At 44.6% G+C, this 14,562-nt stretch carries 13 protein-coding genes; 7 read left to right on the top strand and 6 right to left on the bottom strand.

The window, feature by feature from the left end; genetic code table 11:
- The first annotated feature begins 15 nt into the window (after positions 1–15).
- A complete protein-coding gene (locus QTO06_RS16105; RefSeq protein WP_012128268.1) occupies positions 16–531 on the top strand; it encodes a GNAT family N-acetyltransferase in 516 nt (171 codons plus the stop codon).
- 232 nt (positions 532–763) lie between these two features.
- On the opposite strand, the gene rplY is transcribed toward QTO06_RS16105, so the two are convergent.
- On the bottom strand, positions 764–1,042 hold the full coding sequence (gene rplY, locus QTO06_RS16100; protein WP_005529240.1) for a 50S ribosomal protein L25: 279 nt from the start codon (positions 1,040–1,042) through the stop codon (positions 764–766).
- A gap of 422 nt (positions 1,043–1,464) precedes the next feature.
- On the opposite strand from rplY, the gene QTO06_RS16095 reads away from it, so the two are divergent.
- Complete coding sequence (locus QTO06_RS16095; protein ID WP_005450620.1) at positions 1,465–2,199, top strand: glycosyltransferase family 2 protein; 735 nt, start codon at positions 1,465–1,467, stop codon at positions 2,197–2,199.
- Positions 2,200–2,213: 14 nt separating this feature from the next.
- Positions 2,214–3,509, top strand: a complete 1,296-nt coding sequence (locus QTO06_RS16090) for an LssY C-terminal domain-containing protein (RefSeq protein WP_187992351.1) — start codon at positions 2,214–2,216, stop codon at positions 3,507–3,509.
- 109 nt (positions 3,510–3,618) lie between these two features.
- Here QTO06_RS16090 and QTO06_RS16085 read toward each other — a convergent pair whose 3' ends face one another.
- From QTO06_RS16085 to QTO06_RS16075, 3 genes are all read right to left on the bottom strand, one after another.
- Positions 3,619–4,968 (bottom strand): ATP-binding protein, encoded by a 1,350-nt coding sequence (locus QTO06_RS16085; RefSeq protein WP_331408900.1) that lies wholly within the window; start codon positions 4,966–4,968, stop codon positions 3,619–3,621.
- Positions 4,958–5,617 carry a response regulator transcription factor gene (locus tag QTO06_RS16080; protein WP_005442273.1) on the bottom strand — a complete coding sequence of 220 codons (660 nt, stop codon included), beginning with the start codon at positions 5,615–5,617 and terminating at the stop codon, positions 4,958–4,960. Before QTO06_RS16080 ends, QTO06_RS16085 begins: the two co-directional genes overlap by 11 nt.
- Before the next feature lie 73 nt (positions 5,618–5,690).
- A complete protein-coding gene (locus QTO06_RS16075) occupies positions 5,691–6,110 on the bottom strand; it encodes a PepSY domain-containing protein (protein ID WP_005442271.1) in 420 nt (139 codons plus the stop codon).
- Between the two features lie 368 nt (positions 6,111–6,478).
- On the opposite strand from QTO06_RS16075, the gene QTO06_RS16070 reads away from it, so the two are divergent.
- On the top strand, positions 6,479–7,750 hold the full coding sequence (locus tag QTO06_RS16070; RefSeq protein WP_331408898.1) for a GGDEF domain-containing protein: 1,272 nt from the start codon (positions 6,479–6,481) through the stop codon (positions 7,748–7,750).
- A 74-nt stretch (positions 7,751–7,824) separates the two neighbouring features.
- On the opposite strand, the gene QTO06_RS16065 is transcribed toward QTO06_RS16070, so the two are convergent.
- The gene (locus QTO06_RS16065) at positions 7,825–9,579 is read right to left on the bottom strand and encodes a DEAD/DEAH box helicase (protein WP_331408896.1); all 1,755 of its coding nucleotides are present in this window, start codon (positions 9,577–9,579) and stop codon (positions 7,825–7,827) included.
- A 74-nt stretch (positions 9,580–9,653) separates the two neighbouring features.
- On the opposite strand from QTO06_RS16065, the gene rsuA reads away from it, so the two are divergent.
- The 3 genes from rsuA to QTO06_RS16050 all read left to right on the top strand — a co-directional run bounded on the left by rsuA (position 9,654) and on the right by QTO06_RS16050 (position 12,687).
- The gene (rsuA, locus tag QTO06_RS16060; RefSeq protein WP_005529225.1) at positions 9,654–10,355 is read left to right on the top strand and encodes a 16S rRNA pseudouridine(516) synthase RsuA; all 702 of its coding nucleotides are present in this window, start codon (positions 9,654–9,656) and stop codon (positions 10,353–10,355) included.
- Between the two features lie 467 nt (positions 10,356–10,822).
- Positions 10,823–12,025: a Bcr/CflA family multidrug efflux MFS transporter gene (locus QTO06_RS16055; RefSeq protein WP_331408894.1), complete on the top strand. Its 1,203-nt coding sequence runs from the start codon at positions 10,823–10,825 to the stop codon at positions 12,023–12,025.
- Positions 12,025–12,687: a DUF2913 family protein gene (locus tag QTO06_RS16050; RefSeq protein ID WP_331408892.1), complete on the top strand. Its 663-nt coding sequence runs from the start codon at positions 12,025–12,027 to the stop codon at positions 12,685–12,687. Before QTO06_RS16055 ends, QTO06_RS16050 begins: the two co-directional genes overlap by 1 nt.
- A 71-nt stretch (positions 12,688–12,758) precedes the next feature.
- On the opposite strand, the gene QTO06_RS16045 is transcribed toward QTO06_RS16050, so the two are convergent.
- The gene (locus QTO06_RS16045) at positions 12,759–14,480 is read right to left on the bottom strand and encodes a solute:sodium symporter family transporter (RefSeq protein WP_331408890.1); all 1,722 of its coding nucleotides are present in this window, start codon (positions 14,478–14,480) and stop codon (positions 12,759–12,761) included.
- Positions 14,481–14,562 lie beyond the last annotated feature (82 nt).

Genomic DNA, 14,562 nt, shown 5'->3' with positions numbered 1-14,562 from the left:
TAAGAAAGGCAGGCAATGGGATATACAGTTAGAAATGCAGTGAGAGACGAGGCGAATCAGATCGCCAAAATACACGTTGATTCATGGCAGGTTGCCTACAGAGGACTGATGCCACAGAGCTATATTGACCAGTTTACTCGAGAGCGTCGAGAGCGAATGTGGACGCGAGTAATGACAGAGCAACTGGCAAACCTCATTGTTGTAGAGAAGCAGAAAGAGATCGTCGGCTTTCTAAGTTATGAACTGCCTAATCACTCCAGCGAAGACAAAACTGCGATTGTGACCTGTTGTTATGTGTCGCCTTTGTATTTTGGGCAAGGAGCAGGCAGTGCGTTGTTTGATGAATTGGAAACACGATTACTCTCAACGCCTGTGATGCAAATTAGCCTTAAGGCACTAGATACCAATAAGCAGGGACTCAATTTCTACAAGAAGTGTGGTTTTGTGCGCTCTGGTGAGGAAGAGTCGGAAGTGATTGATGACATGACGTTGAACGATGTGACGCTGGTGAAGTACATAGCGCGTACCTAATTGTCTCAGCTGAAATTCGTTTTCACTGAAATACTCAATGCAAAACTTGGTCGATTCGAGAGTTGTTTATCAGATTCGAAGAGTAGGGGACATTTGCTTCTGCCCTAAATAGTAAAACCCCGGAGGTGGTAAGTCTCCGGGGTTTTGAAATTTTTTAGATGTCTCGGTTGGTAAGTCCGATAATCTTTATGCAAAAGGTTTGGATTTTATCCGTTAATTCCTTGGTAGGGAATTAGATACGGATGAAGTCCATGTGCTCAACTTTTGGCTTGAAAGCGTGACGTTGAACGTCTTGTGGCTTAACTTTAACTTCAGCGCCGTCGATCACTAGAACGATACCTTCGTAGAACTCAGGCTTGTCCATTTGGTTAACGATGTCGTCGTGGTTAAGAACGATAGCAACTGCTGCTTCTTCACCGCCGTATACAACTGCAGGGAATTTGCCAGCGTGACGTAGGCGGCGGCTCGCACCTTTACCTAGTTCAGTACGTACTACTGCTTCGAATTTCATAGTATTTACTCTCAAATTAGTAAAAAATAAAACTTTACAAACACAATGCGACCTTGTGTTCGTAGTAAAGCTTGAAACAGGAACTGTTCAAGCGAGCGCGGATACTATCATCCTGCTCTACATTCAGCAACCAAAATTGTACCTAAATCACCAAAAAGCCAGTAATTCTTCTTTAAGAAGAGTGTCTGTTTTGTGGTGTCGGCAAAACTTTGTCCGCATTGCGCTGATTTTAACCTATTTGGCTTTTTGTCAGCACGTTTTTATTTGCCTAGGACTCAATCCTCTTTCCAAGTTAATTCATTCATTAACGACATCTGTTGTTCACAAAATGAACGCAAAATGAATGTTGACCTCAGTAACCGTTAAGTCAGTCGGTTCTATTCTCCATCGTACATAAACGGACAACCTCAATGGAGCACATTGTGAATCCTATCAGTATCGTGATTATTACCCTCAATGAAGAAAAACGTATTGGTCGACTACTTGAAGACTTAACCAAACAAACTCACCAGAACTTTGAAGTGATCGTGGTGGATTCGAACAGTGAAGATTCGACACGTGAAGTTGCACAAGCTTACGAAAGCTCATTGCCAGAACTGACAGTGCACCGCATGGATACGCGTGGTGTCAGCTTAGGTCGTAATACAGGTGCAGAACTGGCGAAGTATGAACGTATTCTTTTCTTAGATGCGGACGTGCGCTTACCAAGTGATTTTCTGAGCCGTGCAATGAGTAAGCTTGAGGATGCGAAGTTGGAAGTTGCTGGTGTTTACATGGGCTCAAAAAATCTGCCAATGGCACATAAGTTAGGTTATGGCATGTTTAACGCGGGACTGTTTATTACTCAGTACACATTCCCAACGGCGGTAGGTGCTTGTATTTTCTCTACCAAACGCGCACACAAAGAGATCAACGGCTTTGATGAGTCTATTACACTTTGCGAAGATTGTGATTACGTAAAACGCGCTTCTAAAACATGGCGTTTCCGCTTCTTACCGATGACGTTTGAATTCGATCCGCGCCGCCTTGAGCAAGACGGCTTCTTTAAGATGGGCATGACCTATTTCAAAGCCAATGTACGTCGATTCTTCTTTGGCGAGATGCGTAACAACGAAATGGAATACAAATTCGGTCACTACAAAGATCAACATTCGTAATCGTCGGAGGCTGCATGCTGGAAGCAATCAGTCTGTTTTTCGGAGCATTTCTGGATGCGACGATTGGACCTAATCTCTTTGTCCCGGGCGAGCCGTTTTTGCTCGCTGCGGGCTATCAATTGCACCAAGGTGTGATTTGGGGCGTTGTCGCCGTTTTGTTGGGCGGTTGGATTGGCGATCAACTCAGTTACTTTATTGGTAAGCGTTCTGGCTCTAAAGCACAGAAGAAGCTGATTCGTTGGCAAGCCAAGACAAGGCGTCCAATCGCTCGTTGTCGTTTGTTGATGAAAAAACGCGGCAATGCCATTTTGATCTTTGCACGCTTACTCGGACCTGTTGCTTGGGTCGTGCCATTTATGGCGGGTACTGCGAATGTTAGTTGGAAGCGTTTTACTGTCTGTTCATCAATTGGATTGATACTTGGTGTTGGGCAATTTGTCGTTGCTGGGTATTTGCTTGCTGCGGGTCTTAACACATGGATTCCACTTGATTCCATAAAGTTCATCCTTGTTGAGCATAAGCTTCTTATTGCCTCAGTACTCATCGCTTCTGTATTCGCTCTTGTGGCTTGGAAGAAAAACTGGTCACGTAAATGGACCAAATCCCTAACGGCTTTAGTGTTATGTTTAGTTGCTGCGAATTATGGACACTTTTTCTATCTAGCAGATGACAATATTGAACAACCCGGCGTTACAGAAAATCAATCGATAGTCCTTAATGATATCGGCTTTAAGGTTTATCCGGGGCGCTCGAATGTGTTTGACGCTCAGGCAGTCAACTTGGTGTACATCGGAGAATCCCCGCGAAGCCTAATGCAAGAGCTCGGCTGGCTAGAGAATCAAACCTTTTCAAGAAACGACATTGAATTGGCAGACTATGTGAGCTTATTGAAGCAGAAGCTGCCGCCCGTTTCTGATTTGTTTTGGAATGGCAAGCCACAGTCGATGGCATTCCAAGAGCCCGGAAGTTTGTTAAAACGCTCTCATGTTCGCTGGTGGCAAGCAGGGTTAGAATCAAAGTCTGGTCAACCGATTTGGGTCGGAGCGATTAGCTACGATGACGGTCTCAAGTTGGCGCATTACTCGGGTATTGTGACGGTGTTGCATCGAATAGATCCTAATGTGGACAGCGAAAGAGACCGTCTAGCGAATCAAATTGAAGTCAGTCATTTAGCGCTAGTAGGAGAGTTACATTCGTTAGCGCAACCTGTCGCAATGGATAGTAAGCACGACTATTATTCGGATGGGAATGTGCTGTTGATTAGTGAACCATCGCTAGCATTAAACTTACCCAATCAAAGCGCTATTTAGATATACCCAAGCATCTTGAGGTTACTTGGGTATATAAAAATGGCACCTAGCGAATAAATCGATAAGTGCCATTTTAAAGTAATACTGTGAGTGACTGATGTAAGCTGACTTAAGCGCGGCTCTTTTGCAGAATCAAGGTGGCTTTTAACCCTCCCATTTTACTCTCTGATAATTCAAGTTGACCGCGGTAACTGTGCGCCATTTCACTGACAATGTTTAAACCTAAACCGGATCCTGGCGTTGTTTCATCCAGACGGTAGCCACGCTTTATTACTTGGCATAATTGCTCAGGAGGAATACCCGGACCGTCGTCTTCAACAATGATATGAATGTTGTCTTTATCTAACGTTGAATGAACACGAATGATGCTGTTCGCCCATTTGTAGCCATTTTCCAGTAAGTTTCCCACCATTTCATCCAGATCGGTTTTCTCTACGGCGACGTTCAATTCAGAATCAAGCTCGTTAATCAGTGTGACGTCACGATGTGCGTAGACCTTGTCAAACGCCATGGATATGGCATCAACGCGCTCTGAAGGGTTCGATTTCACCGAAAGAATGTTCATTGAACCAGCCATACGAGCGCGACCTAAGTGGTAATCGATGTGTTGTTGGATCTGTGTGATTGGCGCGTTCAAGCGTTCTTGTTCTTCAGGCGTGAAGTTTTGCACTTCGTTTTTTAAAACCGAAAGTGGTGTTTTCAGCGCGTGAGATAAGTTTCCTGCATGATTGCGTGCACGTTCAAGTAGCTCTTGATAGTGAAAGAGCAGGGCATTAAGGTCAGAAATCAAAGGTGAGATTTCTTTTGGGTACTCTTCTTCCAAGCCTTTCTTGTTGCCTGATTTCAGTTCGGCTAACTCTCTTTGCAGCTTGGTTAGCGGACTCAATGACCAGGCGATTTGCAGCAAGATAACCGCAAGAACACCAGCAAAGAGCAATCCTAAAATGATCCAAAGCTGCCCAGTTAAAGACTGAATCGTGCCTTCAATTGGATCTTCGTCAATGCCAATGATGACATCAATGGGACCATCGTAATCCGGTAGATAAAGGGTCTTTTTCAACGTGATAAGTTTTTCATCACGTGCGCCAAAGGCGTCTTTATCCAATCCTTTGTACTCAATTTTCTTATCCCACAACGATCGCGAACGTTCTAAGCTCGTTTTGGTGGAAGCACTCCAATAAAGGCCACTGTAAGGGCGAGTGAATCTAGGGTCGGAAAGTTGGGTAGGAAGTGTGAGTTTGCCTTTGCTGTCGACTTCAAGTTGAGCTGCGATTTCGTCCATGTAAACGTTAAGCTGTGAACGCGTATCGTCCACCATGTAGCTATAAACTTGAGTCGGGATTGTTACGCCAGCAGCAAGGATCATTGCGGTCAGCCAAACGACCGCAGCTAAAACTAAGCGACTCTTGATACTGAGCCGCTTAAGTACATGTATGGAAGGCCTTGCTTTATTCGGCATTCAGTTGATACCCCAAGCCACGAACGGTCTTGATGATTTTCGGTGCGATTTTCTTACGAATACGACCAATGAACACTTCAATGGTGTTTGAGTCGCGGTCGAAATCTTGTTTATAGATGTGTTCGACCAACTCGGTACGGGAAATGACTTTTTCAGGGTTGTGCATGAAGTACGCCACCACTTTGTATTCTAGCGCGGTTAAGCTGACAGCTTGGCCTTGCCATAGAACTTTTGATGAGCGCGTATCTAAGCTTAAATCACCAATCTGCATGACAGGTGATGCGTTACCTGAAGCACGACGCAGTTGAGCGCGAAGACGTGCAGTAAGTTCCACCATTTCAAATGGCTTAGTTAGATAGTCGTCGGCACCTGCATTCAAACCTTCAACACGTTGAGATAGAGTGTCACGAGCACTCAAAATCACCACGGGCGTATTAATGTTTTCGTCTCGAATGCCTTTTAGAACCGTCAAACCATCGAGCTTCGGCAAGCCTAGGTCTAGCACAATAGCATCCCATTCTTCTGAGGTAGCGCGGTAAAGCGCATCGATGCCATCTTGGGAAAGTTCTGGCACCCAGCCATTGTTTTCCAACGTTTCTAAAATCTGTTCGCCTAGGCGAGGCTCATCTTCGACAACAAGTATTTTCATATTCTTTCTTCTTATTATGCTTAGTGATTATTTATGATTGATCAGGTTATGAGTAAGCAGTGCTTGTGATTGATTACTGTGGCTTGAGTGCTTTATTAAAGTTACGGCCTTTGATTTCGAGCATTTCCAGTGTTGCTGCGTCGTACTCCACTTTGATTACGCTGTCATTGAACAGGATTTTCAGCTCGTATACCCACTCATCATCGTCTTCTTCAAGTTCTACTTTAATAATACGCCCATACAGATCATTCTCCACTGCTTCATACATATCAGAGAAAGGGCGAATATAGCCTTTCTGAACGGCGCGGTAGACTTCATCCTGATCTTCATCGAACTCGATTCGTGTTCCTGGTTTTTCGACGTCACGAACAATGGCATGACCGTCTTTGTCATCATGATGATCATGGTGAGACGCAAAGCTTGGTGCAGACAATAAAAGCGGTACTAAACCTAGCAGCACAGGCAGCTTGCGTGGTGTGAAGGATGTAGACATAGCAAAGCCTTTTTTGGAGAGTTAGCAAAATTATATCGGCTCGTACATGAATGGAAAGTGAATGTGTGGACCAATGTATCAAATCAGTTCGCTAAGCAATTGCTTTTCGTGGAGGGCGACTAGGCATAAAGAGCGCTCACTAGCTTATAGGTGCCTATTACGTCTTTTGTGATACAGGTATATTTTCGCCCTACCGTTAGTCGGCTTGCACACAACAATAATTAACGGAATACATTATTCAAAATAGGCGCAGTGTAAGGAAAGTTACTACCCAAATAGGTGTTGAAAAATAAAGAATGTTTCTTCTAAAGTTATCCCGAAAATCATTTTCTATTTCCTGCTTGATCTATATGATGGTCGTTGCAGTAATGTCTACGTTCGCTATGCGACAAAGTGAGAAAGACTTTGACTCCATAGCTAATTACTTCGAGCTTTATAAGAGCTCGGCAATACTTTCCGGAATGCTGATTGAGGCCAAGCATAATGATAGTTCTTACACCTCGGTGTCAGAAGACGATCTTAAGGCATCTCATCGAATTTTATCATTAAACGATTCCGCTATTACAAGAAGTGAACTTGTAGCATATAAAGTAATGGGGGATCTTTCAGAGTACAACCATAAATTTACCGAGCGTCCAAATATCAGTATTTACTATCGGTCATATACTGGCAAAAAACTCATATTTGCAAAGCCGGATGAAAATTACGATATATCAGAGACAACGTTTGATCCCATAAGTTGTGGTTTAGCTCGTATATGCACTCTCAATATGCATCAGGCAGAGCTAGCGGATAGAGTCGTAATCTCTGATAGCTATAAACAAGGTAGTTCACAAATTGATACGTTTACAATATCAAGTCCGGTTTATGAAGGTGGCGAGATCATTGGTGATGTCGTTGTCGATATTCGCGTAAACTATTCGTACCTTAACGGGCGAAGTGTGAGAACTGAGCTCAAAAATGGCTTTTATTATATCGCCATTGATTACGATAATTACCCATTATCTAGCTTCTCGGGAGATCTGGTCCTACCAATAGATAACAATAGTGTTATTGCCTACCAATTACCGTTTGTGAAGGTGATGGTTGACAATCTTTGGATTTTATTTGCCTCATGGTTTCTAGTATGGACTTTTCACAAGCTTTATTTATCCAATATTCAAAACCGTGATCATTTAGTCGATGCAATAAATAACGCACAGAGAGATGAACTCACGAAGCTTTATAATCGTAAGGTTTTTGAAGACGATAATTTTAACGTGGCGATTAAAGATGGTCATTACTCAGTCATTTTAATCGATGGAAAAAAATTCAAACAGATCAATGATACCCATGGACATAAAGTAGGTGACTTGGCTCTAATTCATATTGCTCGTATGATGCAGTCAACATTTAGGCAAACTGATTGGCTAATACGCTTAGGGGGAGATGAATTTGTTGTTGTTATGCCATTGTGCCCAATTGATACTGCTGAGAAGTTAGCTGCAAGTTTGCGAGAAAATATTGCAATGAAACCGTTGAAACAATATGGTGTCGATGTAGGAGTTACTACAGGTGTTGCAAAAGCAACAGAGAACGATACATTGATAGATGTGATTGAACTGGCCGATCAAGATATGTATCAGTACAAGAACATTTGAATCTAATTCTTAAAGTGAAACAGCGCCGAAGTGGGCGCTGTTTTTCGTTTTATGGCTGGGTGATGCCTGAATTTTTACTGTTTGAGTTCGTCATCAAAGATCTTATCGCGTAGCTTCCAGAAACGACCTGATTTTCGGGCAATAACAAATTGCGGCAGACGGAAACGATGCTGGTTGGCCACTACTTTAGTTGGCGACGCTTCTTCAAACGGGCGATGTTTATCTGCAAGGTGGGGACGAACAAACTGGTCTTTAAAGGTTTGCTTCTGTTTCTTGGTATTCAGTGACCAGAATTCGTGCACCAATGCGTTCCCTTCGCCTTGATAGGTTTCACCAGAATACGTCACTTTCAACTGTGACTTGCCATCACTAGATTTAAACACCGACAAGTCCATCTCTGTGCATTCAAAGATCAGCGCATCTTTTAGATTCAATGCCTCTTTGAGCTTTTTGTCTGGGTCAACCAATGTCGCGTCGCACTCATGGCAAATACGCGCTGCAATATCGTTATCAGCACCGCACTCACCGCAGTATTTGGCTCTAAAACGGTAACCGCAGTGTTCACGCTCTCCTGTCTCATCGTCCTCAAAATATCCTTGGCAGCGACGACCAAAGTGCTCAAGCAAAAAGCCATTGCTGTCTAACTTGCCCCAGAAGTTGTTATTAAAGCCGCAAGCAGGGCAAGGGATGGTGATGATCTCGCTAGTGGAATCTGGCTTCGGATCGCCCACTTCAGGCTGATATAAATCGTAGCTGTTACCAGCGTAATCCAGTACGAGACATTCTGATTTGCCTTCCGAGAGACGCAACCCACGACCAACAATTTGCTGATACAAGCTGACCGACTCGGTAGGGCGAAGAATCGCGATTAAATCTACATGTGGTGCATCAAAGCCCGTGGTCAGAACGGATACGTTGACCAAGTACTTTATCTCACGATTCTTGAACGATTGAATAATGGCATCGCGTTCGGGTGTCGGCGTGTCACCAATCACTATCGCGGTTTCGCCTTCTGGCAACAGGCCGTGTATTTCTTGCGCATGACGAACCGTGGCTGCAAACACCATCACGCCTTTACGTTCTTTGGCGTATTGAATGATTTGTTCAACGATCTGTGGTGTCGCACGTTTAGCTTTGTCGATCACCATGTCCATTTCGGCTTCTTTGTAGCGACCCGTATTGGCTGGCTTTAGCTGCGAGAAGTCATAAGATAAGACGGGGGCGTCCATCATACGAGCAGGTGTTAAGAAGTTTTCATCCAGTAAGTAACGAATAGGGAGCTCGAAGATGCAGTCACGGAAAAAGCGTGACTCTTCTGTTCGAACCTGTCCACGGGTATGGTACTGATAAATCCATCCCATACCCAAGCGATAAGGCGTGGCGGTTAAGCCTAATACTTTGATGCCGGGATTGAGCTCTCTTAGATGAGTGATCACTTTTTGATAGCTACTGGTTTTCTCGTCTGGCACGCGATGACATTCGTCAATCACCAGTAAAGAAAACTGGTTCTTGAAAGAATCCAGGTTGCGCACCACGGATTGAACCGAGGCAAACACCACTTGCTGATCGGTCTCTTTACGTCCGAGACCTGCCGAGAATATTGAGCCTTTTAGTCCGTAACCTTCGTACTTGGCGTGATTCTGTTCCACCAGCTCTTTTACGTGAGCAAGTACCAGTACTCGACCTTTTGCAAGCCTTGCTAACTCTGCAATGACCAAGCTTTTACCTGCACCAGTAGGCAGTACAATGACCGCTGGTGTGGTGTGTTTACGAAAATAGTGAATCACCGCTTTTACAGAGTCGGCTTGGTAGGGGCGAAGGGTGTACATGAAAATCTGTGAAATTGCTCAACTATTCGAATTAGGATCGCTATAATACCCGACCTTAAACATTAGAGGTATTCATGCGTTTAGATAAATATTTGTGTGATGGACTGGGTGCGACTCGCAAGCAGGCAACGAAGATCATCAAAAGTGGTGAAATAACGGTTGATGGTGAAGTACAAAAGAGTGGTGCATTCAAAGTACCAGAAGGTGGTGTGGTTGAATGGGAAGGGCGCGAAGTTGGTGCTCCTGGCCCTCGTTACATCATGTTGTACAAGCCTGCGGACTTTGTGTGTTCGCATGAAGATGGGCACAACCCAACGGCATTCGTTCTACTGGATGAGCCAAAGGTAGAAAACTTGCACTTTGCTGGTCGTTTGGATGTGGACACTACCGGTCTTGTGCTGATCACAGACGATGGTCAATGGTCGCACCGTATTACGTCACCAAAACACAAATGTGAGAAGACGTACCGCGTATGGCTAGTGGATGCGATTCAACCTGATTACGTTGAGAAGTTTGCCGAAGGTATTGAGCTACGCAACGAGCGTGAGCCAACACTGCCAGCACACCTTGAGATCGTAAACGAAGCCGAAAACGAAGTGCTGCTAACGATTGTGGAAGGCAAATACCACCAAGTGAAACGTATGTTTGCTGCGCTTGGTAACAAGGTTGAACATCTTCACCGTGAACGTATTGGTTCTATTGTGCTGGATGAAGCACTTGAGCCGGGTGATTACCGCTTCTTAACAGAAGAAGAAGTTGAATCAGTTGTAAAATAACTCAATCTGGTTGGAAATAATCACTGTTCTGGGAAATTGTTTGATTCCTGATAGGAACTAGTCTTTTGATGAGAAATCACTCAGAATGGTGGTTCCTACCAAATAAGTCTTAGTGTCTGAGTAAGATGCTTATTCGCCGCTCGTAAACGCAGGCAGAACTGTATTTAGTCTGAGAAATCCTTTTCTCTTGTTGGTCCTTACTGACGATAAGTACAGACGGTGTTCATATTACCGCCTCTTCGTTTTAGCTCGGTTACTTTGTCGTTCTGCATACTGATCATGCAGTTTTTAGCGTCGAGTTAGTCAAGACCATCTTGGTATACTTTCGTCTTTTATGATCTTCTCAATAGTAAGGAGACTATGCGCTGTAATTCGTGACGGTTACGGATTCAGGGTGAGAGAAGCGTCAATCATCTATCTCAATCAATGTGGAATGTTGATGGGAGGACACAACAAGAGGTAAGGCAATGACAGAAAAAGCCCAAAGTGCTCCCCAGTCACAAATCAGTTTTTTATTGTTTCTTGTACTCGGTGCAATTGGTGCGTTGACGCCACTTGCTATCGATATGTACCTACCAGCTATGCCAACCATCGCGAAAGATCTTGGTGTAACCCCAGGTGCGGTACAGATTACGTTAACGGCTTATACGGCAGGTTTTGCAATAGGTCAGTTGATTCATGGTCCGTTAGCGGATAGCTATGGTCGCCGACCTGTACTCATTTTAGGTGTGCTCTTTTTTGGTTTGGCAGCGGTAGTCAGTGCGACCACTAACGGTATCGATGCGCTAACTTATGTGCGTACGGCGCAAGGTTTTGCTGGTGCGGCAGCGGCTGTGATTATCCAAGCGGTTGTACGAGACATGTTTGACCGTGAAGATTTCGCGCGTGCTATGTCGTTCGTGACCTTGGTGATTACGATTGCGCCTTTGGTAGCGCCGATGATTGGTGGCCATCTAGCGATTTGGTTCGGCTGGCGTTCGATCTTCTGGGTACTCGCTATCTTCGCTGTTGTAGTGATTTTGCTTGTTCTGTGGATGATCCCAGAAACGCTTAAGCCAGAAAACCGTCAGCCACTAAGATTCAGAACCACGATTCGTAACTATGCGCGCCTGTGTTCTAACCCTGAGGCATTGGGCTTAATGCTTTCAGGTGCGTTCTCGTTCTCAGGTATGTTTGCATTCCTGACTGCGGGTTCGTTTGTTTATATTGATTTATATGGTGTTCGACCTGACCAATTTGGTTACCTATTTGGTTTGAACATCGTAGCGATGATCATCATGACCAGTCTAAATGGTCGCATGGTGAAAAAGGTCGGTTCGCACTTCATGCTACGTTTCGGACTAACCGTGCAGTTGATTGCGGGTATTGGCCTGTTTGTCGGCTGGATGCTTGATCTTGGTTTGTGGGGCATCGTGCCATTTGTAGTGCTGTTTATTGGAACCTTGTCTACGATTGGTAGTAACTCGATGGCGCTGCTGTTAAGTGGCTACCCAACGATGGCAGGCACTGCATCTTCACTTGCTGGTACTCTGCGCTTTGGCACAGGTTCATTGATTGGTGCGCTTGTTGCAGCAATGCCCGGTGGCGTTGCGTGGCCGATGATCGTTGTTATGTTTGCTTGTTCAGTGCTGTCTGCACTGTTTTATTGGACTTTAGGAAGAAAGGCGTAATGTCTAATTACACCAAAGAAATTCAAAATTTAGTTAACGCTGCTTTGGCAGATTTAGACCAAGAGCATCGCTCAGGCAAATTGGCCAATGCGCCAGTTGCTAACAACCACTACTTGGTACGTTGGGTCACAAAGGCGCTGAAATCACAACGCTTTGGGCGCACAGTGGGTGATGACCTAACACGTTGGCAGAAAGCTGGTCGTTCAAAAGGTAACGATGCCGGTTTGCTATTCATCTTCAAACGTATCTCTGGCTTTTACGCGCAGTTTTTCCCAGAAGGTGAAGAGCCTAAAGTTATCAAAGACTCTGACATTGAAGCGTTCTTGGATCTTATGGAACAGGCTGGCTGGGAAGTGTCTACATCTGAGCAACTAGTCGGTTGCGGTAAAGTACAAATCTTTACTGAAGGGCAGAACTCATTGGCATTGTGTGCAGACCAATGTGAAAGCTGTTTTGATGGTGAGCGACTGGTAAAACCGATGAGTTGGTTTGTTCGTGGTAACCATGCGGAGTTTGTTGAGAAAGCATCGCAAGCAGGCTACATGGTTCACAAAGTAACCGACTACAAATCGATGGTGAAATACCACGGTGAGTACCTTATCTTCCCTGCGAACGAAGGCAATCAATTGGCAGAGATTCCACTGTCATTTAAAGCAGACTAATTCATCTATCGCATCATAAAAAATCGGAGCCTGTGCTCCGATTTTTTATATCCGTGACTTATCGATCTTATTTATGGCATGTACATGTCATTCAGTTTAGTCACTTGCTTATGCTTTCTACGCTTGATGAAGTAGTTAGAAACCACACCGAACATCAAGACCAGACCACAGAACCCGTACACTTGCATGATAGTCGGATCGCTTGAGACAAAACCGAAGTCTGAGAACATTACGTAAGCGCCCAATACCATGTAGATGATGACCGCTGATGCTTCAAAGCGGAATGACCACGGCGTCACATCGATATTCTCATTTACAGGCATTACGTAGTCTGTTTCACGTGGCATGAAGTGACCAATCGCAAACATCAGAGCAGTACACACGACGAATAGAATCGCCAATTGGTGTAGGAAGTGGATTGGTGTACCAAAGACCAATTGCATCGCAGCGTAAGAGCTAACAAATACGACCAAAGCAACTTTAGCGGCAATAGCAGGAACACGTTTTGAAATGTAACCCACAAACACGATGGTGAAGATAGGCACACTAAAGAAGCCCGCAACCATTTGTAGGTATTGGAACAAGCCTTCTGGTGCGTACATGATGAAAGGGGCAATACAGACCGAAATGATCGCAATGATAACACCGAAGATACGACCTTTACCGACCAACTCCTCATCCGATTTGTCTTTGCCAAATAATGGTTTGTAAACATTCAAAGCAAACAAGGTTGTTGAGCTGTTCAATACGCCGTTAAAGGTACTTAAGATAGCGCCAAACATGACCGCAACAAAGAAACCAACAAGCGGCTTAGGCAATACCTCGTTCACCAAGCGTGTGTACATCGTGTCTGGGTTGCCTGCATCTGCGCCAAACATATGGAAAGCAATGATGCCCGGAATGATTAGGAAAAGTGGAGAGATAACTTTAATCGCACCCGCGAGAATCACACCTTTCTGACCTTCTTTCAGGTTCTTCGCGCCAAGTGCACGTTGGATAATAGATTGGTCAGTACCCCAGTAGTACAAGTTCACCAACAATAGACCTGTGAACAGGGTAGAGAACGGCAGTGGATCGGTTTCTTTACCTACGGATTGCAGCTTTTCTGGGGCGGCAGTCAGCAATACGTCTAAACCTTCCATAAAGTTACCGCCGCCTAATGCCATCAGACCAAATACAGGGATCATCAAACCGCCAGTGATCAAGCCTACGCCATTGATCGTGTCTGCAATTACCACGGCTTTTAGACCGCCGTAAATCGCGTAAAAGAAACCCAGCAAACCAATAGTGGCAGAAATAAGGGCGATAGAGCTGAACTCAGAAATACCCAATAAACCTTGCACATCAAAGATTTCGCCCAGTACCACTGCGCCAGCGTAAAGAGTGGTAGGTAGAATGTTGATGACGTATTGGCACAAGAACAACAGGGTAACGAACTTCTTCACCGACATGTCGTAACGGCTTTCTAAGAAGTCAGGAATGGTGGTGATACCTTGCTTGAGGTAGCGAGGGACAAGCAGCAGCGCAATGATAACCAGTGTGACGCCAGAGGCCACTTCCCAACCCATCACACTCATGTTGTGGGTGTAGGATTGTGCACTCATGCCAACAAAGCTGGTGGCACTCAGGTTGGTCAGAATCAAGGAGCTGGCAATCAGACTGCCTGTTAAGCTTCGTCCACCAAGGAAGAAGCCATCTTGAGAGGTGTTTTTATCGTTTTTAACTTTGCTGTAAGTGAACACCACAACAAAGCCTGTAAACAGCAAGAACGAAAGTAATACTGTAATAGACATTTTGTTTCCTTAACAAGTTAAGCAATTAAGTTTTGCTTGTTAGTTGTAGGGTGTCCCTCTAGCGCGTATAGGAGTGTTTTAT

It is taken from the genome of Vibrio sp. M260121 (assembly GCF_036533715.1).
GTDB lineage: Bacteria > Pseudomonadota > Gammaproteobacteria > Enterobacterales > Vibrionaceae > Vibrio.
This window is presented reverse-complemented; position numbering and strand designations above follow the sequence as displayed.